17 protein-coding genes are annotated in these 19111 nt (G+C 61.2%); all 17 read left to right on the forward strand.

Annotated elements, in window-relative coordinates:
* Positions 1-112: 112 nt before the first annotated feature.
* The 17 genes from AC3WP7_RS14305 to AC3WP7_RS14385 all read left to right on the forward strand — a co-directional run bounded on the left by AC3WP7_RS14305 (position 113) and on the right by AC3WP7_RS14385 (position 19109).
* Positions 113-850 (forward strand): secretin N-terminal domain-containing protein, encoded by a 738-nt coding sequence (locus tag AC3WP7_RS14305; RefSeq protein ID WP_093527853.1) that lies wholly within the window; start codon positions 113-115, stop codon positions 848-850.
* 491 nt (positions 851-1341) lie between these two features.
* Positions 1342-2667 (forward strand): isocitrate lyase, encoded by a 1326-nt coding sequence (gene aceA, locus AC3WP7_RS14310; protein WP_003174717.1) that lies wholly within the window; start codon positions 1342-1344, stop codon positions 2665-2667.
* Positions 2668-3266: 599 nt separating this feature from the next.
* Positions 3267-3680, forward strand: a complete 414-nt coding sequence (locus AC3WP7_RS14315; protein ID WP_003219575.1) for an NADH-quinone oxidoreductase subunit A — start codon at positions 3267-3269, stop codon at positions 3678-3680.
* 10 nt (positions 3681-3690) lie between these two features.
* Positions 3691-4365, forward strand: a complete 675-nt coding sequence (locus AC3WP7_RS14320; RefSeq protein WP_003174719.1) for a NuoB/complex I 20 kDa subunit family protein — start codon at positions 3691-3693, stop codon at positions 4363-4365.
* Positions 4366-4437: 72 nt separating this feature from the next.
* Positions 4438-6222 carry an NADH-quinone oxidoreductase subunit C/D gene (nuoC, locus tag AC3WP7_RS14325; protein WP_092488806.1) on the forward strand — a complete coding sequence of 595 codons (1785 nt, stop codon included), beginning with the start codon at positions 4438-4440 and terminating at the stop codon, positions 6220-6222.
* A gap of 2 nt (positions 6223-6224) precedes the next feature.
* Positions 6225-6722 carry an NADH-quinone oxidoreductase subunit NuoE gene (gene nuoE / locus AC3WP7_RS14330; protein ID WP_003174721.1) on the forward strand — a complete coding sequence of 166 codons (498 nt, stop codon included), beginning with the start codon at positions 6225-6227 and terminating at the stop codon, positions 6720-6722.
* A complete protein-coding gene (gene nuoF, locus AC3WP7_RS14335; protein ID WP_025858970.1) occupies positions 6719-8074 on the forward strand; it encodes an NADH-quinone oxidoreductase subunit NuoF in 1356 nt (451 codons plus the stop codon). Before nuoE ends, nuoF begins: the two co-directional genes overlap by 4 nt.
* A 135-nt stretch (positions 8075-8209) precedes the next feature.
* Positions 8210-10924, forward strand: a complete 2715-nt coding sequence (gene nuoG / locus AC3WP7_RS14340) for an NADH-quinone oxidoreductase subunit NuoG (protein ID WP_102591775.1) — start codon at positions 8210-8212, stop codon at positions 10922-10924.
* Positions 10921-11928: an NADH-quinone oxidoreductase subunit NuoH gene (gene nuoH / locus AC3WP7_RS14345; RefSeq protein ID WP_071491905.1), complete on the forward strand. Its 1008-nt coding sequence runs from the start codon at positions 10921-10923 to the stop codon at positions 11926-11928. Before nuoG ends, nuoH begins: the two co-directional genes overlap by 4 nt.
* A gap of 11 nt (positions 11929-11939) precedes the next feature.
* A complete protein-coding gene (gene nuoI, locus AC3WP7_RS14350) occupies positions 11940-12488 on the forward strand; it encodes an NADH-quinone oxidoreductase subunit NuoI (protein WP_003174725.1) in 549 nt (182 codons plus the stop codon).
* A gap of 9 nt (positions 12489-12497) precedes the next feature.
* Positions 12498-13001 (forward strand): NADH-quinone oxidoreductase subunit J, encoded by a 504-nt coding sequence (nuoJ, locus tag AC3WP7_RS14355; protein WP_016974048.1) that lies wholly within the window; start codon positions 12498-12500, stop codon positions 12999-13001.
* A gap of 2 nt (positions 13002-13003) precedes the next feature.
* Positions 13004-13312: an NADH-quinone oxidoreductase subunit NuoK gene (gene nuoK, locus AC3WP7_RS14360; protein ID WP_003174727.1), complete on the forward strand. Its 309-nt coding sequence runs from the start codon at positions 13004-13006 to the stop codon at positions 13310-13312.
* Positions 13309-15162 carry an NADH-quinone oxidoreductase subunit L gene (nuoL, locus tag AC3WP7_RS14365; protein ID WP_071491906.1) on the forward strand — a complete coding sequence of 618 codons (1854 nt, stop codon included), beginning with the start codon at positions 13309-13311 and terminating at the stop codon, positions 15160-15162. Before nuoK ends, nuoL begins: the two co-directional genes overlap by 4 nt.
* 49 nt (positions 15163-15211) lie before the next feature.
* Positions 15212-16744, forward strand: a complete 1533-nt coding sequence (gene nuoM / locus AC3WP7_RS14370) for an NADH-quinone oxidoreductase subunit M (RefSeq protein WP_010209575.1) — start codon at positions 15212-15214, stop codon at positions 16742-16744.
* 7 nt (positions 16745-16751) lie between these two features.
* The gene (gene nuoN / locus AC3WP7_RS14375) at positions 16752-18215 is read left to right on the forward strand and encodes an NADH-quinone oxidoreductase subunit NuoN (protein ID WP_058425023.1); all 1464 of its coding nucleotides are present in this window, start codon (positions 16752-16754) and stop codon (positions 18213-18215) included.
* Positions 18216-18454: 239 nt separating this feature from the next.
* Positions 18455-18805, forward strand: coding sequence for a type II toxin-antitoxin system RelE/ParE family toxin (locus AC3WP7_RS14380; RefSeq protein WP_092245053.1), 351 nt, complete (start codon positions 18455-18457; stop codon positions 18803-18805).
* A complete protein-coding gene (locus AC3WP7_RS14385) occupies positions 18795-19109 on the forward strand; it encodes a helix-turn-helix domain-containing protein (protein WP_071491908.1) in 315 nt (104 codons plus the stop codon). The genes AC3WP7_RS14380 and AC3WP7_RS14385 overlap by 11 nt, the downstream gene beginning before the upstream one ends.
* Positions 19110-19111 lie beyond the last annotated feature (2 nt).

Here is a 19111-nt window from a genome sequence, read left to right on the forward strand (position 1 = left end):
CACCAACAATGCCCTGCCATGCCAGGGCATTTTGCCGTCTACGATTCAACTTGCACCCGGCCAGGCCGACAAACTGGCACTATCCAGCCTTTGACTCGCAGAGATAACGGACATGTCCCTACGCACCCTGCTCACCGCCCTCCTCCTGACCGCCAGCGCCGCGGCCATGGCCGACACCGAAGTCGTCAACCTGAGCAACCGTACCAGCGCCGACCTGCTGCCAGTGGCACAGAACTTCATCGGCAAGGACGGTACCGTCAGCGCCTACGGCAACCAACTGATCGTCAAGGCCGACCCCGGCAAGATCCAGGACCTGCGCACCCTACTTTCCCAGCTGGATACGCCAGCCAAACGCCTGCTGATCACCGTCGACACCAACGAAAACAACCAGCAGAACACCGGTGACAGCCAGACCCGCATCATCAGCTACGGCACCACCAGCCGCGACGGCGGCGTCCAGCAGATCCAGGCCAGCGAAGGCGTGCCCGCGCTGATCCAGGTCGGCCAGAGCGTGCCGCTGACCACCACCCAGCAGGACAGCTATGGCCGCCTGCAGAACCAGACCCAGTATCGCAACGTGACCCAGGGCTTCTACGTGACCGCCAGCGTCACCGGCGAGACCGTACACCTGGCAATCAGTACCAACCGTGACCGCATGAGCCAGGAGCGTCCCGATGTAGTGAACGTACAGAGTACCGACACAACCGTCAGCGGGCGCTTGGGTGAATGGATCACCCTGGCCGGCATCAATCGCGAGACCCAGGCCGACAAATCCTCTGCAACCCGCAGCTACTCTACTCAGGGCCGCGATGACCTGACAGTACGGGTCAAGGTCGACACCCTGAACTGAAGCACCAAAAACTGACTGACGAGTCGTATTAGACTAAAGATGTAGTGCTTGAAAAAAAGCACTACAAAACATTTGACGATCCAAAAAAGCATGGGCATGATGGCCTCGCTCCCGCTAATCAGGGGCCCTGGCAAGGGCCTTCGGATCGTCGCTCCAAGCTACCCACCCGAGCCGATTCGTGTCTGTACCGCCCACAAGGCGTGTTTGACGAGGTTGCGACTGGAACGAAGTTGTCCCGAGGGACGGAAGCTAACCAGGTAACCCGGCTACACGCTGTTGAACACCCGAGGGCCCACGACGCCCGGAGACTGTTCTCGGTCCACCTGTACCTGCTCCACCCTCTCGCCAATCGTTCATCCCGTCGCATTCCCCGTCAGACCCGACATGACCGCCTAAGCTTCTGGTCAGCGAGCAGCCCTGCCCACGCATTTGAATGCAGGGCTGGCAAATGGATTTTTCCACCACACGAAGACGCGACGAGGTTTACTTCCATGGCACTGACACGCGAACAGCAAATTGCAGCCCTCGAGAAAGACTGGGCTGAAAACCCACGCTGGAAAGGCGTGACCCGCGCTTATTCCGCTGCTGACGTCGTCCGCCTGCGTGGCTCGGTTCAACCTGAGCACACCTTTGCAAAACTCGGCGCCGAGAAGCTGTGGAACCTGGTGACACAAGGTGCCAAGCCGTCCTTCCGTCCCGACAAAGATTTCGTCAACTGCATGGGCGCCCTCACTGGCGGCCAGGCAGTCCAGCAGGTGAAAGCCGGTATCCAGGCGATCTACCTGTCCGGCTGGCAAGTGGCGGCGGACAACAACTCCGCTGAATCCATGTACCCCGACCAATCGCTGTACCCGGTGGACTCGGTGCCGACCGTGGTCAAGCGCATCAACAACTCGTTCCGTCGTGCCGACCAGATCCAGTGGAAAGCCGGCAAGAACCCGGGCGATGAAGGCTACATCGACTACTTCGCGCCGATCGTGGCCGACGCCGAAGCCGGTTTCGGCGGCGTACTCAACGCCTACGAACTGATGAAGAGCATGATCGAGGCTGGCGCTGCCGGCGTGCACTTCGAAGACCAACTGGCGTCCGTGAAGAAATGCGGCCACATGGGCGGCAAGGTGCTGGTTCCGACCCAGGAAGCCGTACAGAAACTGACCGCTGCCCGCCTGGCCGCTGACGTTGCCGGCACGCCGACCATCATCCTGGCGCGTACCGATGCCAACGCGGCTGACCTGCTGACATCGGACTGCGACCCGTACGACCAGCCATTCGTGACTGGCGAGCGCACCCAGGAAGGTTTCTATAAGGTACGTGCCGGTCTCGACCAGGCCATCGCCCGCGGCCTGGCCTACGCGCCGTACGCCGACCTGATCTGGTGCGAAACCGCCAAGCCGGACCTGGACGAAGCCCGTCGCTTCGCCGAAGCGATCAAGAAGGAATACCCGGACCAACTGCTGTCCTACAACTGCTCGCCTTCCTTCAACTGGAAGAAGAACCTGGACGACGCGACCATCGCCAAGTTCCAGCGCGAACTGTCCGCCATGGGCTACAAGCACCAGTTCATCACCCTGGCCGGCATTCACAACATGTGGCACAGCATGTTCAACCTGGCGCACGACTACGCCCGCAACGACATGACCGCCTACGTGAAGCTGCAGGAGCAGGAGTTCGCTGACGCCGCCAAGGGCTACACCTTCGTGGCACACCAGCAGGAAGTGGGCACCGGCTACTTCGACGACATGACCACCGTGATCCAGGGCGGCACCTCGTCCGTGACCGCGCTGACCGGTTCGACCGAAGAAGAGCAGTTCCACTGATTGACTGAGTACACGGCCACTGCAGCCCCAGGGAAGACCTAACCGCAGTGCCGCACAAAGATCACGCCCCGACCTGTTCGGGGCGTTTTTTTGCCCCGTGAAAAACCTCCCTGTCAAAATGAAGATCAACCTGTGGGAGGGGGCAAGCCCCCTCACACACTGGAAATGCCGACGAGGCTCTGGATTTTGTGCAAAACATTGATCCAGAGCGGTATTTGCAGGGATCAAATCGGTTAAAAGATCCCCGTCGGCAACTAAGCGGTATTCAACCAAGTAACAGCAACTTCCCCCGCCCCACCACACACACCCGCTTAAAACCCGCGCAAACAATATTCATTATCATTTAGCTCGTGAAAACTTCGTTACCGGTTAAACAAAACACATTTGATTAAATGCCCGCTAATGCCCGCCACACAAGGGCTGCAGCCCCAAGAAGGTGCACTATGTGCTTATTCCATCGAATAATTTCGCTATCGGAATTTTACTTGCCCGGTGTTTAGCCATAAAATCACCGCGATTGATTGCAGTGCGACATATCGTCACTGCATCGTTACTTTTTCGAGCTCAGAGACCTTTGCTCTCTGTTAAGGATTTCCAGCATGACCGAAGCGACAGGACTCATGGCCCACAACTGGGGCTTTGCCATTTTCCTCCTCGGTGTTGTCGGCCTCTGCGCCTTCATGCTCGGTGTTTCCAGCCTCCTCGGGTCAAAAGCCTGGGGCCGCAGCAAAAATGAACCGTTCGAGTCCGGCATGCTGCCTACAGGTGGCGCCCGCTTGCGGCTCTCAGCCAAATTCTATCTGGTCGCGATGCTGTTCGTGATCTTCGATATCGAAGCCCTCTTTCTCTTTGCCTGGTCTGTGTCCGTCCGCGAAAGCGGCTGGACCGGATTCGTCGAAGCCCTCGTTTTCATAGCAATTCTGTTGGCAGGTCTTGTCTACCTATTCCGAGTGGGCGCCCTTGACTGGGCTCCGGAAGCTCGTCGTAAGCGGCAAGCGAAGCTGAAACAATGAGGCTTTGGCGATGCAATACAATCTCACCAGGATCGACCCGGATGCTCCTAACGAGCAGTACCCCATCGGCGAGCGGGAAACCGTTTCCGACCCGTTAGAAGACCAAGTCCACAAAAACATCTACATGGGCAAGCTGGAAGACGTGCTGAGTGGCGCGGTCAACTGGGGGCGTAAAAACTCCCTGTGGCCGTACAACTTCGGTCTTTCGTGCTGCTACGTGGAAATGACCACCGCCTTCACGGCGCCCCACGACATCGCGCGCTTTGGCGCCGAAGTTATCCGGGCCTCGCCGCGCCAGGCGGATTTCATGGTTATCGCCGGCACCTGCTTCATCAAGATGGCGCCGATCATCCAGCGTCTCTACGAGCAAATGCTCGAACCGAAGTGGGTAATCTCCATGGGTTCGTGCGCCAACTCCGGTGGCATGTACGACATCTATTCCGTCGTTCAAGGGGTGGACAAGTTCCTGCCCGTGGACGTCTACGTGCCTGGCTGCCCGCCTCGCCCTGAAGCGTTCCTGCAAGGCTTGATGCTGTTGCAGGAATCGATTGGCAAGGAGCGTCGCCCGCTTTCCTGGGTCGTCGGCGATCAAGGCGTGTACCGCGCCGAGATGCCGTCGCAAAAGGAACAGCGCCGCGAACAGCGTATCGCAGTCACCAACCTGCGCAGCCCCGACGAAGTCTGATCCAGCACCGCTTCTTTTATAGAACGAACACCTGGCTTCATTCTTTACGTTGACCGAAAGCGATAAAAAACCATGACTACAGGCAGTGCTCTGTACATCCCGCCTTATAAGGCAGACGACCAGGATGTGGTCGTCGAACTCAATAACCGTTTTGGCCCTGACGCCTTCACCGCCCAGGCCACACGCACCGGCATGCCGGTGCTGTGGGTGGCGCGTGCCAGGCTTGTCGAAGTCCTGACCTTCCTGCGCAACCTGCCCAAGCCGTACGTCATGCTCTATGACCTGCACGGTGTGGACGAGCGTCTGCGCACCAAGCGCCAGGGGCTGCCGAGCGGCGCCGATTTCACCGTGTTCTACCACCTGCTGTCGATCGAACGTAACAGCGACGTGATGATCAAGGTCGCCCTGTCCGAGAGCGACCTGAGCGTGCCGACCGTGACCGGTATCTGGCCGAACGCCAGCTGGTACGAACGCGAAGTCTGGGACATGTTCGGCATCGACTTCCCGGGCCACCCGCACCTGACGCGCATCATGATGCCGCCGACCTGGGAAGGTCACCCGCTGCGCAAGGACTTCCCTGCGCGCGCCACCGAATTCGACCCATTCAGCCTCAACCTCGCCAAGCAACAGCTTGAAGAGGAGGCTGCACGCTTCCGTCCGGAAGACTGGGGCATGAAGCGCTCCGGCACCAATGAGGACTACATGTTCCTCAACCTGGGCCCGAACCACCCTTCGGCCCACGGCGCCTTCCGTATCATCCTGCAACTGGACGGCGAAGAAATCGTCGACTGCGTGCCGGACATCGGCTACCACCACCGTGGTGCCGAGAAAATGGCCGAGCGCCAGTCGTGGCACAGCTTCATCCCGTACACCGACCGTATCGACTACCTCGGCGGCGTGATGAACAACCTGCCGTACGTGCTCTCGGTCGAGAAACTGGCCGGTATCAAGGTGCCGGACCGCGTCGACACCATCCGCATCATGATGGCCGAGTTCTTCCGGATCACCAGCCACCTGCTGTTCCTGGGGACCTATATCCAGGACGTCGGCGCCATGACCCCGGTGTTCTTCACCTTCACCGACCGTCAGCGCGCCTACAAGGTCATCGAAGCCATCACCGGTTTCCGCCTGCACCCGGCCTGGTACCGCATCGGCGGCGTGGCCCACGACCTGCCGAACGGTTGGGAACGCCTGGTCAAGGAATTCATCGACTGGATGCCCAAGCGCCTGGACGAATACCAAAAGGCCGCGCTGGATAACAGCATCCTCAAGGGGCGTACCATCGGCGTCGCGCAGTACAACACCAAGGAAGCCCTGGAATGGGGCGTCACCGGTGCCGGCCTGCGTTCCACCGGCTGCGATTTCGACCTGCGTAAAGCACGTCCGTACTCCGGGTATGAGAATTTCGAATTCGAAGTCCCGCTGGCGGCCAATGGCGATGCCTACGACCGCTGCATCGTGCGCGTCGAAGAAATGCGCCAGAGCCTGAAGATCATCGAGCAATGCATGCGCAACATGCCGGCCGGCCCGTACAAGGCGGATCACCCGCTGACCACGCCGCCGCCGAAAGAGCGCACGCTGCAGCACATCGAAACCCTGATCACGCACTTCCTGCAGGTTTCGTGGGGCCCGGTCATGCCGGCCAACGAGTCCTTCCAGATGATCGAAGCGACCAAGGGTATCAACAGTTATTACCTGACGAGCGATGGCGGCACCATGAGCTACCGCACCCGGATCCGTACCCCGAGCTTCGCCCACTTGCAGCAGATCCCTTCGGTGATCAAAGGCGAGATGGTCGCGGACTTGATTGCGTACCTGGGTAGTATCGATTTCGTTATGGCCGACGTGGACCGCTAAGCATGAACAGCACGCTTATCCAGACAGACCGTTTCACCTTGAGTGAAACCGAGCGCTCGGCCATCGAGCACGAGCTGCATCACTACGAAGACCCGCGCGCGGCGTCGATCGAAGCCTTGAAGATCGTCCAGAAGGAACGAGGCTGGGTGCCGGACGGCGCCCTCTACGCCATCGGCGAAATCCTCGGCATCCCTGCCAGCGACGTTGAAGGGGTGGCCACGTTCTACAGCCAGATCTTCCGTCAGCCGGTGGGCCGCCACATCATTCGCGTGTGCGATAGCATGGTCTGCTACATCGGCGGCCACGAATCGGTGGTCAGCGAGATCCAGAACAAGCTGGGCATCGGCCTCGGCCAGACCACCCCGGACGGCCGCTTCACGCTGCTGCCGGTGTGCTGCCTGGGCAACTGCGACAAGGCGCCGGCGTTGATGATCGACGACGACACATTCGGTGACGTGCAGCCCGCTGGCGTGACCCAATTGCTCGAGGGCTACCCATGACCCTGACTTCTTTCGGCCCGGCCAACCTGATCAAGCGTTCGCCCGAGACCCACCCGCTGACCTGGCGCCTGCGTGACGATGCCGAACCGGTATGGTTCGACGAGTACCAGGCCAAGAACGGCTACGCGGCTGCGCGCAAAGCCTTCGCGGACATGGCCCAGGACGATATCGTCCAGACCGTGAAAGACGCTGGCCTCAAAGGCCGCGGCGGTGCAGGCTTCCCCACGGGCGTGAAGTGGGGCCTGATGCCCAAGGACGAATCCATCAACATCCGCTACCTGCTGTGCAACGCGGATGAAATGGAGCCGAACACCTGGAAAGACCGCATGCTGATGGAGCAACTGCCCCATCTGCTCATCGAAGGCATGCTGATCAGCGCCCGCGCGCTGAAAACCTACCGGGGCTACATCTTCCTGCGTGGCGAGTACACCACCGCCGCCAAGCACCTCAACCGTGCCGTGGAAGAAGCCAAGGCCGCCGGCCTGTTGGGCAAGAACATCTTGGGTTCGGGTTTTGACTTCGAACTGTTCGTGCACACCGGCGCCGGGCGCTACATCTGCGGTGAAGAAACCGCACTGATCAACTCCCTCGAAGGTCGCCGCGCCAACCCGCGCTCCAAGCCGCCCTTCCCTGCCGCCGTGGGCGTGTGGGGCAAGCCGACCTGCGTGAACAACGTCGAGACCCTGTGCAACGTGCCGGCGATCATCGCCGACGGCGTGGACTGGTACAAATCGTTGGCCCGCGAAGGCAGCGAGGACATGGGCACCAAGCTCATGGGCTTCTCCGGCAAGGTCAAGAACCCTGGCCTGTGGGAGCTGCCGTTCGGCGTGACCGCACGCGAGCTGTTCGAGGACTACGCCGGCGGCATGCGCGACGGCTACACCTTGAAAGCCTGGCAGCCAGGCGGCGCCGGTACCGGTTTCCTGTTGCCCGAGCACCTCGACGCACAAATGTACGCCGGCGGCATCGGCAAGGTGGGCACCCGGATGGGTACCGGCCTGGCGATGGCGGTCGACAACACCGTGAACATGGTCTCCTTGCTGCGCAACATGGAGCAGTTCTTTGCCCGCGAGTCCTGCGGCTTCTGCACACCATGCCGCGACGGTCTGCCATGGAGCGTGAAGCTGCTGATGGCCCTGGAAAACGGCGAAGGCCGCGAGGGTGATATCGAAACCCTGCTGGGCCTGGTCGGTTTCCTCGGCCCGGGCAAGACCTTCTGTGCTCACGCACCGGGCGCCGTGGAGCCATTGGGCAGCGCAATCAAATACTTCCGCTCGGAGTTCGAAGCCGGCATCGCGCCTACCAGCGCTGCCGTCCCGCCTCTGGCAAGGCCGATCGTAGTCGGCGCGTAACGCTTTAAAAGGCGAAGGGTCCGTGCCCTTCGCTTTCTCATGGGCTGACGCCGTAGAGGCTGTGTTGAGGCCCATGAATAACAAGATTCCATTAGCCACGCCCGCTGACAACGGGCCAACGAAGAACTTTGAACCATGGCCACTATCCACGTAGACGGCAAAGCGCTCGAAGTCGATGGGGCAGACAACCTGTTACAGGCCTGTCTGTCGCTCGGTCTCGATATCCCGTATTTCTGCTGGCACCCCGCGCTTGGTAGCGTCGGGGCCTGCCGCCAGTGTGCGGTCAAGCAGTACACCGACGAGAACGACACCCGTGGTCGTATCGTCATGTCCTGCATGACCCCAGCCACCGACAACACCTGGATCTCCATCGACGATGAAGAATCCAAGGCGTTCCGCGCCAGCGTCGTCGAATGGCTGATGACCAACCACCCCCACGACTGCCCGGTCTGTGAGGAAGGCGGTCACTGCCACCTGCAAGACATGACCGTGATGACCGGCCACAACGAGCGCCGTTATCGCTTCACCAAGCGTACCCACCAGAACCAGGACCTCGGCCCGTTCATTTCCCACGAAATGAACCGCTGCATCGCCTGCTATCGCTGCGTGCGCTTCTATAAGGACTACGCCGGCGGCACCGACCTCGGCGTATTCGGCGCCCACGACAACGTGTACTTCGGTCGTGTTGAAGACGGCGTGCTCGAAAGCGAGTTCTCCGGCAACCTCACCGAGGTCTGCCCGACCGGTGTGTTCACCGACAAGACGCACTCCGAGCGCTACAACCGCAAGTGGGACATGCAGTTCGCCCCGAGCATCTGCCATGGCTGCTCCAGCGGTTGCAACATCTCCCCGGGCGAGCGCTACGGCGAATTGCGTCGCATCGAAAACCGCTTCAACGGTTCGGTCAACCAGTACTTCCTGTGCGACCGTGGCCGTTTCGGCTATGGCTACGTCAACCGCGAAGACCGCCCTCGCCAACCACTGCTGGCCGACGGCGCCAAGCTGAGCCTGGACGACGCGCTGGATAAAGCTGCCGACCTGCTGCGCGGCCGCAACATCGTCGGTATCGGTTCGCCCCGCGCCAGCCTCGAAAGCAACTTCGCGTTGCGCGAGCTGGTGGGCGCCGAGCACTTCTACAGCGGTATCGAAGCCGGTGAATTGGAGCGCATCCGCCTGGTCCTGCAGGTGCTGAACGACAGCCCGCTGCCCGTACCGAACATGCGCGACATCGAAGACCACGACGCGATCTTCGTGCTCGGTGAAGACCTGACCCAGACCGCCGCCCGCATCGCCCTGTCGCTGCGCCAGTCGGTCAAGGGCAAGGCCGAAGACATGGCCGACGCCATGCGCGTACAGCCGTGGCTCGACGCCGCAGTGAAGAACATCGGCCAGCACGCGCTGAACCCGTTGTTTATTGCGAGCATCGCTGAAACCAAGCTCGACGACATCGCCGAAGAATGTGTGCACGCAGCACCGGACGACCTGGCCCGCCTCGGTTTCGCCGTGGCCCACGCCCTGGACGCCAGCGCGCCTGCCGTCGAAGGCCTGGACACTGAAGCCGTCGAACTGGCCCAGCGCATCGCCGACGCCCTGCTGGCGGCCAAGCGCCCATTGATCATTGCTGGCACCTCGTTGGGTTCCAAGGCGCTGATCGAAGCCGCTGCCAACATCGCCAAGGCCCTGAAGCTGCGCGAAAAGAACGGTTCCATCAGCCTGGTGGTGCCGGAAGCCAACAGCCTCGGCCTGGCCATGCTCGGTGGCGAGTCCCTGGACGCTGCCCTGCAGGCGGTGACCGACGGCAACGCCGACGCCATCGTGGTACTGGAAAACGACTTGTACACCCGCACCGACGCCGCCAAGGTCGACGCGGCACTGAACGCGGCCAAAGTGCTGATCGTTGCCGATCACCAGAAGACCGCCACCAGCGACCGCGCCCACCTGGTACTGCCGGCCGCCACCTTCGCCGAAGGCGACGGCACCCTGGTCAGCCAGGAAGGCCGTGCCCAGCGCTTCTTCCAGGTGTTCGATCCGAAGTACATGGACGCCAGCATCCTGGTTCACGAAGGCTGGCGCTGGCTGCATGCCCTGCGCGCGACCCTGCTGAACCAGCCGATCGACTGGACCCAGCTCGACCACGTCACCGCAGCCACCGCTGCCAGCGCCCCGCAACTGGCGCGGATTGTCGACGCGGCACCGTCCGCTTCGTTCCGCATCAAGGGCTTGAAACTGGCCCGTGAACCGCTGCGTTATTCCGGTCGTACCGCGATGCGCGCCGACATCAGCGTGCACGAACCGCGTACCCCGCAAGACAACGACACCGCGTTCGCCTTCTCCATGGAAGGCTACTCGGGTTCGGTCGAGCCGCGTCAGCAGGTGCCATTCGCCTGGTCACCGGGCTGGAACTCGCCGCAGGCCTGGAACAAGTTCCAGGACGAAGTCGGTGGTCACCTCCGCGCTGGCGACCCTGGCACCCGCCTGATCGAAAGCACCGGTGATGCGCTGAACTGGTTCGCCGCCGTACCGCGTCCGTTCAACCCGGCCCAGGGCACCTGGCAGGTTGTGCCGTTCTTCCACCTGTTCGGCAGCGAAGAGAACTCTTCCAAGGCCGCGCCGGTGCAAAGCCGCATTCCTGAAGCCTACGTATCCCTGGCCAAGTCCGAAGCCGACCGCCTGGGCGTCAACGACGGTGCCCTGCTCAGCCTGAACGTGGCCGGCCAGACCCTGCGTCTGCCGCTGCGCATCAACGATGAGTTGGGTGCAGGCCTGGTTGCACTGCCAAAAGGCCTCGCCGGTATTCCGCCTGCGATCTTTGGCAAAACCGTTGACGGTCTGCAGGAGGCAGCGCAATGACCTGGTTCACCCCTGAAGTGATCGACGTGATCATCTCGGTCGTCAAGGCCATCGTGATCCTGTTGGCCGTGGTCGTCGCGGGCGCCCTGCTCAGCTTCGTCGAACGTCGCCTGCTGGGCTGGTGGCAGGACCGCTACGGTCCGAACCGCGTTGGCCCGTTCGGCATGTTCCAGATCGCCGCCGACATGTTGAAAATGTTCTTCAAGGAAGACTGGACCCCGCCGTTTGCCGACAAGGTGATCTTCACCCTGGCACCGGTCGTGGCCATGAGCGCCTTGCTGATCGCCTTCGCGATCATCCCGATCACCCCGACCTGGGGCGTGGCGGACCTGAACATCGGCTTGCTGTTCTTCTTCGCCATGGCCGGACTGTCGGTCTACGCGGTACTGTTCGCCGGCTGGTCGAGCAACAACAAGTTCGCCCTGCTGGGCAGCTTGCGGGCCTCGGCCCAGACCGTGTCCTACGAAGTGTTCATGGGCCTGGCGCTGATGGGCATCGTGGTGCAGGTCGGCTCGTTCAACATGCGCGACATCGTCGAGTACCAGGCACAGAATCTGTGGTTCATCATTCCGCAGTTCTTCGGCTTCTGTACCTTCTTCATCGCTGGCGTCGCCGTGACTCACCGTCACCCGTTCGACCAGCCGGAAGCGGAACAGGAACTGGCCGACGGTTACCACATCGAATACGCCGGCATGAAGTGGGGCATGTTCTTCGTCGGTGAATACATCGGCATCATCCTGATCTCGGCCCTGCTGGTCACGCTGTTCTTCGGCGGCTGGCACGGACCGTTCGGCATCCTGCCGCAGTTGGCGTTCTTCTGGTTCTTCCTGAAGACCGCGTTCTTCATCATGTTGTTTATCCTGCTGCGCGCTTCCATTCCGCGTCCACGATATGACCAGGTGATGGATTTCAGCTGGCGCTTCTGCCTGCCGCTGACCCTGATCAATTTGCTGGTGACTGCTGCCGTGGTGCTGATGCACACGCCAGCGGCTGCGGTTCAGTGAGGATTTGACCCATGTTCAAATATATTGGCGACATCGTTAAGGGTACCGGTACCCAGTTGCGAAGCCTGGTGATGGTGTTCGGTCACGGCTTTCGCAAACGCGACACCCTGCAATACCCGGAAGAAGCGGTATACCTGCCGCCGCGCTATCGCGGCCGCATCGTACTGACCCGCGACCCCGATGGCGAAGAGCGTTGCGTAGCCTGCAACCTGTGCGCCGTGGCGTGCCCGGTGGGTTGCATCTCCCTGCAGAAAGCTGAAACCGAAGACGGTCGCTGGTACCCGGACTTCTTCCGCATCAATTTCTCGCGCTGCATTTTCTGCGGCCTCTGCGAGGAAGCTTGCCCGACCACCGCGATCCAGCTCACACCGGATTTCGAGATGGCCGAGTTCAAACGTCAGGACCTGGTGTACGAGAAAGAAGATCTGTTGATCTCTGGTCCCGGTAAAAACCCTGATTACAACTTCTATCGTGTTGCAGGTATGGCCGTTGCCGGTAAGCCGAAAGGCGCCGCACAAAACGAAGCCGAGCCGATCAACGTGAAGAGCTTGCTGCCTTAAGGAAGAAAGATGGAATTCGCTTTCTATTTCGCATCGGGTATCGCGGTTGTGTCCACGCTTCGCGTGATCACCAACACCAACCCCGTGCACGCCCTGCTCTACCTGATCATTTCGCTGATCGCCGTGGCCATGACCTTCTTCAGCCTCGGTGCGCCGTTCGCCGGTGTGCTGGAAGTGATCGCCTACGCCGGCGCCATCATGGTGCTGTTCGTGTTTGTGGTGATGATGCTCAACCTGGGGCCGGCTTCGGTCGCCCAGGAACGCGTCTGGCTCAAGCCCGGCATCTGGCTCGGCCCGGTTGTCCTGGCAGCGCTGCTGCTGGGTGAACTGCTGTATGTGCTGTTCGCTCACCAGAGCGGCCAGGCCATCGGCCACACCACCGTGGATGCAAAAGCCGTGGGCATCAGCCTGTTCGGCCCGTACCTGCTGGTGGTCGAACTGGCGTCGATGCTGCTGCTCGCTGCAGCCGTCACCGCCTTCCACTTGGGCCGCAACGAAGCCAAGGAGCAATGACGATGCCTGCTATCCCTTTGGAGCATGGTCTGGCGGTCGCCGGCATCCTGTTCTGCCTTGGCCTGGTCGGCCTGATGGTCCGCCGTAACATTCTGTTCGTGTTGATGAGCCTGGAAATCATGATGAACGCCGCGGCACTGGCGTTCATCGTTGCGGGTGCACGTTGGGGCCAGCCGGATGGACAAGTCATGTTCATCCTGGTGATCAGCCTGGCAGCCGCCGAGGCCAGCATTGGCCTGGCGATCCTGCTGCAACTGTATCGTCGCTTCCACACGCTTGATATCGACGCTGCCAGTGAGATGCGCGGATGAACATGATCTTTCTGACTTTCGTATTTCCCCTGATCGGTTTCCTGCTGCTGTCGTTCTCCCGTGGACGCTGGTCGGAAAACCTGTCTGCCCTGGTGGGCGTGGGTTCCATTGGCCTGTCGGCGATCGTTGCCGCCTACGTCATCTGGCAATTCAACGTGGCGCCGCCGGAAGGCGGTCACTACACCCTGGTGCTGTGGCAGTGGATGTCGGTGGAGGGCTTCAAGCCCAACTTCGCCCTCTACGTCGACGGCCTGTCGATCACCATGCTCGGCGTGGTGGTCGGCGTGGGCTTCCTGATCCACCTGTTCGCGTCCTGGTACATGCGCGGTGAAGCCGGTTACTCGCGCTTCTTCTCGTACACCAACCTGTTTATCGCCAGCATGCTGTTCCTGGTGCTCGGCGATAACCTGTTGTTCCTGTACTTCGGCTGGGAAGGCGTGGGCCTGTGCTCGTACCTGTTGATCGGTTTCTACTACAGCAACCGCAACAACGGTAACGCAGCACTCAAGGCCTTTATCGTCACCCGCATCGGCGACGTGTTCATGGCCATCGGCCTGTTCATCCTGTTCCAGCAAGTGGGCACGCTGAACATCCAGGAACTGCTGGTGCTGGCACCGCAGAAATTCCAGGTTGGCGACTTCTGGATCACCTTGGCCACCCTGATGCTGCTCGGCGGCGCCGTGGGTAAATCCGCGCAACTGCCCCTGCAAACCTGGCTGGCGGACGCGATGGCCGGCCCTACCCCGGTTTCCGCACTGATCCACGCCGCCACCATGGTAACCGCCGGCGTCTACCTGATCGCCCGTACCCACGGCCTGTTCACCCTGGCGCCGGACATCCTGCATCTGGTCGGCATCGTTGGTGGCGTGACCCTGGTCCTGGCTGGCTTCGCTGCCCTGGTACAGACCGACATCAAGCGCATCCTTGCCTACTCGACCATGAGCCAGATCGGCTACATGTTCCTGGCCCTGGGCGTTGGCGCCTGGGACGCGGCGATCTTCCACCTGATGACCCACGCCTTCTTCAAGGCCTTGCTGTTCCTCGCTTCCGGTGCGGTGATCGTGGCCTGCCACCACGAGCAGAACATCTTCAAGATGGGCGGCCTGTGGAAGAAACTGCCACTGGCCTATGCCAGCTTCATCGTCGGTGGTGCCGCCCTGGCCGCCCTGCCGCTGGTGACCGCCGGTTTCTACTCGAAGGATGAAATCCTCTGGGAAGCCTTCGCCAGCGGCAACCAGAACCTGCTGTACGCAGGCCTGGTGGGTGCGTTCATGACCTCGCTGTACACCTTCCGCCTGATCTTCATCACCTTCCACGGTGAAGCCAAGACCGAAGCTCACGCAGGCCACGGCATCTCGCACTGGTTGCCATTGTCGGTACTGATCATCCTGTCGACCTTCGTCGGCGCCATGATCACCCCGCCTCTGCACGGTGTACTGCCGCAAAGCGTCGGCCATGCCGGCGGCGAAGCCCAGCACAGCCTGGAAATCGCCTCGGGCGCCATCGCCATTGCCGGTATCCTGCTGGCGGCCCTGCTGTTCCTCGGCAAGCGTCGCTTCGTGACGGCCGTCGCCAACAGTGGCATCGGCCGCTTCCTGTCGGCCTGGTGGTTCGCCGCCTGGGGCTTCGACTGGATCTACGACAAACTGTTCGTCAAGCCTTACCTCGCCATCAGCCACATTCTGCGCAAGGACCCGCTCGACCAGACCATCGGTCTGATCCCGCGTGCCGCCAAGGCCGGTCACACCGCCCTGAGCCGCAGCGAGACTGGCCAACTGCGCTGGTATGCAGCCTCCATGGCGGCCGGTGCCGTGCTGGTAATCGGCGCCATCGTCGTGGTAGCGATATGACTATGAACATTGCGATCTTTGCGAACTTGCGAAAGGAAACGAGCCTGTCATGATTCTGCCCTGGCTAATCCTGATCCCCTTCATCGGCGGCCTGCTCTGCTGGATGGGTGAACGCTTCGGCGCCACCCTCCCCCGCTGGATTGCGTTGCTGACCATGTCCCTGGAACTCGCGCTCGGCCTCTGGCTGTGGGCCCATGGCGACTATTCATTTGCTCCGGCACCGGGTGTCGATCCGACCTTCGCGCTTGAATTCAAGCACGTGTGGATCCAGCGCTTCGGCATCAACGTGCACCTGGCCCTGGACGGCCTGTCGCTGTTGATGATCCTGCTGACCGGCCTGCTGGGTATCCTCTCGGTACTCTGCTCCTGGAAAGAGATCCAGCGTCACGTGGGTTTCTTCCACCTGAACCTGATGTGGATCCTGGGCGGTGTCGTCGGCGTGTTCCTCGCCCTCGACCTGTTCATGTTCTTCTTCTTCTGGGAAATGATGCTGGTGCCGATGTACTTCCTCATCGCGCTCTGGGGTCACAGTTCTTCGGACGGCAAGAAAACCCGGATCTACGCGGCGACCAAGTTCTTCATCTTCACCCAGGCTTCCGGCCTGATCATGTTGGTGGCGATCCTGGGCCTGGTACTGGTCAACTTCAATAACACCGGCGTGATTACCTTCAACTACGCCGACCTGTTGAAGACCAAGATGTCCCTGACCACCGAGTACATCCTGATGCTGGGCTTCTTCATCGCCTTCGCGGTGAAGCTGCCGGTGGTGCCGTTCCACTCCTGGCTGCCTGATGCGCACGCCCAGGCGCCGACTGCCGGTTCCGTGGACCTGGCCGGTATCCTGCTGAAGACTGCGGCCTACGGCCTGCTGCGTTTCGCTCTGCCGCTGTTCCCGAATGCCTCGGCCGAGTTCGCGCCGATCGCCATGACCCTGGGTCTGATCGGGATCTTCTACGGTGCGTTCCTGGCGTTCGCGCAAACCGACATCAAGCGTCTGATTGCCTTCTCGTCCGTTTCCCACATGGGCTTCGTACTGATCGGCATCTACTCCGGCAGCCAACTGGCGCTGCAGGGCGCGGTGATCCAGATGCTGGCCCACGGTGTCTCGGCCGCTGCCCTGTTTATCCTGAGTGGCCAGCTGTACGAGCGCCTGCACACCCGTGACATGCGTGAAATGGGTGGCGTGTGGTCGCGCATCGCCTACCTGCCGGCGATCAGCCTGTTCTTCGCCGCCGCGTCCCTGGGCTTGCCGGGCACCGGTAACTTCATCGGCGAGTTCCTGATCCTGATGGGTGCCTTCGTGCAAACGCCGTGGATCAGTGCGATTGCTACCTCCGGCCTGGTGTTCGGTTCGGTCTACTCGCTGATCATGATCCACCGCGCCTACTTCGGCCCGGCCAAGTCCGACACCGTCCTGCAAGGGATGGATGCTCGCGAACTGATCATGGTGCTCGGCCTTGCGGTACTGCTGATCTATATCGGCGTGTACCCGCAACCGTTCCTGGACACTTCTGCCGCAACGATGCATGGCGTGCAGCAGTGGTTCGGCACCGCCTTCTCTCAACTCGCTTCGGCCCGGTAAGAGCGCTATGGAATTCACGATCCAACACTTTATCGCGCTTGCGCCGCTGCTGATCACCAGCCTCACCATCGTGGTGGTGATGCTGGCAATCGCCTGGCGCCGCAATCACTCGCAAACGTTCCTGCTGTCCTGTGCCGGTCTGAACCTGGCCCTGCTGTCGATCATCCCGGCCCTCAAGGTCGCGCCATTGGCGGTCACGCCTTTGATGATGGTGGATGACTTCGCCCTGCTGTATATCGCGCTGATCCTGGTCGCGACCCTGGCCTGCGTCACCCTCGCCCACGCCTACATGGGCGAAGGCGGCACCGGTTACCCAGGCAACAAGGAAGAGCTGTACCTGCTGATCCTGCTGGCCGCGGCCGGTGGCATCGTGCTGGTCAGCGCACAGCACCTGGCCGGCCTGTTCATCGGCCTGGAACTGCTGTCGATCCCGACCTACGGCCTGGTGGCCTACGCGTTCTTCAACAAGCGCTCGCTGGAAGCCGGCATCAAGTACATGGTGCTGTCCGCCGCCGGTTCCGCGTTCCTGTTGTTCGGCATGGCCCTGCTCTACGCCGAAGCCGGCAGCCTGAGCTTCACCGGTATCGGCCACGCCCTGGCCACCACCAGCCTGCCTGCGCCGATTGCCCAACTGGGCCTGGCCATGATGCTGATCGGCCTGGCGTTCAAGCTGTCGCTGGTGCCGTTCCACCTGTGGACCCCGGACGTGTACGAAGGCGCCCCGGCGCCGGTGGCCGCGTTCCTGGCGACCGCGTCGAAGGTTGCGGTGTTTGCGGTGATGGTGCGTCTGTTCCAGATCTCGCCTGCTGCCAACACTGGCGTGCTGAGCAACGTGCTGACCGTGATCGCCATCGCGTCGATCCTGTTCGGTAACCTGCTGGCCCTGACCCAGAACAACCTCAAGCGTCTGCTGGGTTACTCGTCCATCGCTCACTTCGGCTACCTGCTGATCGCCCTGGTGGCGAGCAAAGGCCTGGCCGTGGAAGCCATGGGTGTGTACCTGGTCACCTACGTGATCACCAGCCTCGGCGCTTTCGGCGTGATCACCCTGATGTCCTCGCCGTTCAAAGGCCGTGACGCCGACGCCCTGTACGAGTACCGCGGCCTGTTCTGGCGCCGTCCGTACCTGACCGCCGTCCTGACCGTGATGATGCTGTCCCTGGCCGGTATTCCGCTCACGGCGGGCTTCATCGGCAAGTTCTACATCGTCGCCACCGGCGTCGAAGCGCACGAGTGGTGGTTGGTTGCCTCCCTGGTACTGGGCAGCGCCATCGGCGTGTTCTACTACCTGCGCGTGATGGTCACCCTGTACCTGATCGAGCCAAACCTGCGCCGTGTGGATGCCGAACTGCACTGGGAACAGAAGGCAGGCGGTGTAATGCTGCTGGCCATTGCCCTGCTCGCGTTCTTCCTGGGTGTGTACCCACAACCGCTGCTCACCCTGGTGCAGCACGCGGTGTTGGGCGTTTGATCGCTTAGCGGGATGCAGTCAACAAAACGGCGCCTTCGGGCGCCGTTTTGCATTCTGGGCAATGGGTTCAAACACCCTTTTCAACTCACGGAAATTTCCTCTTCCACTCGCCTACTCATCTGGCATATGCACGCCGAAGCCCGCCGTATGGTGTTTGAGTTTTAGGAAAGTTCCCACAGCCAGGTCACTTGACCATAAGCAGGTGGGCCACCAAACTCTACGTAGGCTACGTACAGAACATGGCTGCTCTATTTATCGAACTGCCGGCCTTCGAGCGGCATCGCAAGGACTATCTGAGTGACGAGCTTTTCCAGGGTTTTCAACAAGAGTTGATGAAGAACCCGGAAGCAGGAGATGTGATCGAGGGAACAGGCGGACTGCGCAAGGTTCGCTTCATCGACGAGCGACGCAACAAAGGCAAGCGCGGTGGCCTGCGGGTCATTTACTACTGGTGGTCGGGCGGCACGCAATTCTGGCTGTTCACCCTGTACGGCAAGCACGAACAGGATGACCTGACACCACAGCACAAAAAAGCCCTAAAACACATGCTGGACAGGGAAATCAAAGCGAGAACACATCATGAAACGTGAAATCTTTTCCGAACTGGTCGAAGGCTTCGACGCCCTGGCAAACGAACGCCAGGGCAAAGTCACCCTGCGAACCCATAAGGTTCATCTCAATCAACTGGAGCCGCTTACCGCCGAGGAGGTGGTGGCCGTGCGTCAACAACTCAACCTCTCCCGGTCGGTGTTCGCCATGTACCTGCGCACCAACACCCGCACCCTGGAAAACTGGGAACAAGGTCGGGCCAAGCCAAATGCCCAGGCCGCCACCCTGATTCGCCTGGTGGCACGTTTCCCGGAAACCGTTGCGCAACTCGCTGCATTGGGTTGATC

Source organism: Pseudomonas sp. FW305-3-2-15-C-LB1, from assembly GCF_058787615.1.

Excerpts from the sequence above, each read along its gene's own strand:
- AC3WP7_RS14380 (WP_092245053.1), top strand. The coding sequence starts at position 18,455 with ATGGCTGCTCTATTTATCGAACTGCCGGCCTTCGAGCGGCATCGCAAG.
- AC3WP7_RS14305 (WP_093527853.1), top strand. The coding sequence starts at position 113 with ATGTCCCTACGCACCCTGCTCACCGCCCTCCTCCTGACCGCCAGCGCC.
- AC3WP7_RS14385 (WP_071491908.1), top strand. The coding sequence starts at position 18,795 with ATGAAACGTGAAATCTTTTCCGAACTGGTCGAAGGCTTCGACGCCCTG.
- nuoL (WP_071491906.1), top strand. The coding sequence starts at position 13,309 with ATGAACATGATCTTTCTGACTTTCGTATTTCCCCTGATCGGTTTCCTG.
- nuoI (WP_003174725.1), top strand. The coding sequence starts at position 11,940 with ATGTTCAAATATATTGGCGACATCGTTAAGGGTACCGGTACCCAGTTG.
- nuoC (WP_092488806.1), top strand. The coding sequence starts at position 4,438 with ATGACTACAGGCAGTGCTCTGTACATCCCGCCTTATAAGGCAGACGAC.
- nuoF (WP_025858970.1), top strand. The coding sequence starts at position 6,719 with ATGACCCTGACTTCTTTCGGCCCGGCCAACCTGATCAAGCGTTCGCCC.
- nuoE (WP_003174721.1), top strand. The coding sequence starts at position 6,225 with ATGAACAGCACGCTTATCCAGACAGACCGTTTCACCTTGAGTGAAACC.
- nuoJ (WP_016974048.1), top strand. The coding sequence starts at position 12,498 with ATGGAATTCGCTTTCTATTTCGCATCGGGTATCGCGGTTGTGTCCACG.
- nuoN (WP_058425023.1), top strand. The coding sequence starts at position 16,752 with ATGGAATTCACGATCCAACACTTTATCGCGCTTGCGCCGCTGCTGATC.
- AC3WP7_RS14320 (WP_003174719.1), top strand. The coding sequence starts at position 3,691 with ATGCAATACAATCTCACCAGGATCGACCCGGATGCTCCTAACGAGCAG.
- nuoK (WP_003174727.1), top strand. The coding sequence starts at position 13,004 with ATGCCTGCTATCCCTTTGGAGCATGGTCTGGCGGTCGCCGGCATCCTG.
- aceA (WP_003174717.1), top strand. The coding sequence starts at position 1,342 with ATGGCACTGACACGCGAACAGCAAATTGCAGCCCTCGAGAAAGACTGG.
- nuoH (WP_071491905.1), top strand. The coding sequence starts at position 10,921 with ATGACCTGGTTCACCCCTGAAGTGATCGACGTGATCATCTCGGTCGTC.
- nuoM (WP_010209575.1), top strand. The coding sequence starts at position 15,212 with ATGATTCTGCCCTGGCTAATCCTGATCCCCTTCATCGGCGGCCTGCTC.
- nuoG (WP_102591775.1), top strand. The coding sequence starts at position 8,210 with ATGGCCACTATCCACGTAGACGGCAAAGCGCTCGAAGTCGATGGGGCA.
- AC3WP7_RS14315 (WP_003219575.1), top strand. The coding sequence starts at position 3,267 with ATGACCGAAGCGACAGGACTCATGGCCCACAACTGGGGCTTTGCCATT.